2 protein-coding genes are annotated in these 1,846 nt (G+C 56.4%); one reads left to right on the top strand and one right to left on the bottom strand.

What is annotated here, in order from left to right:
- Window positions 1-166 precede the first annotated feature (166 nt).
- Complete coding sequence (locus tag B3Z49_RS09740; RefSeq protein ID WP_008891470.1) at window positions 167-646, top strand: Lrp/AsnC family transcriptional regulator; 480 nt, start codon at window positions 167-169, stop codon at window positions 644-646.
- Between the two features lie 117 nt (window positions 647-763).
- Here B3Z49_RS09740 and B3Z49_RS09735 read toward each other — a convergent pair.
- The coding region (locus B3Z49_RS09735) for an MATE family efflux transporter (protein WP_296990397.1) at window positions 764-1,846 on the bottom strand (1,083 nt) is incomplete at its 5' end.

The following is a 1,846-nucleotide window of genomic DNA, read 5'->3' as shown; positions in this document are numbered from 1 at the left end:
CGTTTGGCGACGCAAAGATTGACAGAAACGCGAAGTCATGGCTTATCGCGCAGCAGAAATTATGTACGCCCGGTCGGGAATTTGGCAAAATCCACCCTTCCGAAAATACGGTTCTCCGGGCGAATTTCGGCCCGTTATCTTATCGTCCAAAGGAGTGTGGCACGCTATGGCGCGCAACGGTTTCGACGCAATTGATCGCAAAATTCTTCGTGAAATTCAGGAAGACGGTCGAATCTCCATGGTCGAACTGGCTGACAAGGTCGGCCTGTCCGTTTCCCCCTGCCTGCGGCGTCTGCGCAAGCTCGAAGAAAGTGGCGTCATCCGCAAATATGTCGCCCTTTTGGACCCGGCTCATCTTCGCCTTGGTGTGAATGTCTTTGTCACCGTATCGCTGACCCAGCATGACGAGCCGTCGCTCCGCCGCTTTGAAACGGCCGTGCAGGAACACCCGGAAATCGTTGATTGCTATGCCATGGTCGGCAATCAGGATTATATGATGCGCATCGTGGTGCCAGACCCGGCCGCCTATCAGCGCTTCCTGTCCGAAGTCATGATGAAGCTGCCCGGTGTCGCCAACATGAAATCAAGCTTCACCCTGCACGAAGTCAAAAACAGTACCACCCTGCCGGTTGCTGACGCCGACTAACATCGGATCAATGCCTGCCATCACGAAGTGACAGCGAAATAACCAAATCTGCCACCGTCATCCCCGCGAAAGCGGGGACCTCGATCAACAAGCTCCCCTCGCTTTTTCGTTACGACATCAAGCCAAAGCCTGACGCGGCTTGGGAATGATCGTCGGGAACAGCACCGCCAGTGTCAGCCCGCGCAGCAGGAAGAAGCCGTTAAACGCAGCCCATAGAAAATGGTTGCTGCCCATCACCACGGCCCACCAGGCAAAACCGGCATAGATCGCGACTGACAGCAACATCATGTTGCGCCAATGCTTGGTTTGCATCGCGCCCAGAAACACCCCGTCAAACTGAAAGCCCAATACACCGGTAATCGGCAATACCACCGCCCACAGCAGATATTCATAGGATGCTGCGCGGACCTCCGGAATGCTGGTCAGGGCATCAATGATCCACGGCCCCGATGCAGCAAACAGGGCTGCCATCACCACGGCAGAAACAATCCCCCAGACGGTCGTCTTGCGCACCGCCCAAAGGAACTGTTTGCGCTTTTCCGCGCCATAGGCCTGCCCGACAAGGGTTTCTGCCGCATGGGCAAAACCATCAAGTGCAAATGACCCGAACATCAGGAAGTTTTGCAAAACCGCATTGGCGGCAAGCGTCACCTCGCCAAACCGGGCGGAGAAACTGGTAAACAGTGCAAAGGCCGATGTCAGCGCCATGGTGCGGATAAAGATATCGCCATTAATCTTCATCAACCGGGCCAGTTGCGCGCGATCAAAAAGACCAATCCCGCGCCAGGTCCCACCCAGTCTTTTCAGATGTGGCTGCATCAGGAACCAGCCCAACACAACGCCCGAATAATCGGCAATCACCGTGGCACCCGCCACCCCGCGCACGTCCCAGCCGAACCCTTGCACAAACAGGATATCAAGGATGATGTTCAGCGAATTGAGAACCACCTGAAAAATAAACACTGCCCGGCTGTCACGCATGGCCAGCAACCAGCCCAGCATGCAATATTGCATCAGCGTCGCAGGCGACGCCCAGATCCGGACATGGAAATAATCGCGCGCGGCGGCCTCGACCGCCGGTGTCGGCGCAATCAGGCTCATCGCCAGTTCAATGATCGGCCATTGCAACACCATCACCGCCAAACCGGCAACCACGGCAATCAGGGCCGCGCGGGCAAATACCGCACGCACGCCATTTGG

Origin of the sequence: Thalassospira sp. UBA1131 (genome assembly GCF_002311515.1) — a bacterium.
GTDB lineage: Bacteria > Pseudomonadota > Alphaproteobacteria > Rhodospirillales > Thalassospiraceae > Thalassospira.
Note: the sequence above shows the minus strand (reverse complement) of the source record. Positions and strands in the feature narration are given on the sequence as shown.

Coding starts and splice junctions, on each gene's coding strand:
- B3Z49_RS09740 (WP_008891470.1), top strand. CDS start 167: ATGGCGCGCAACGGTTTCGACGCAATTGATCGCAAAATTCTTCGTGAA.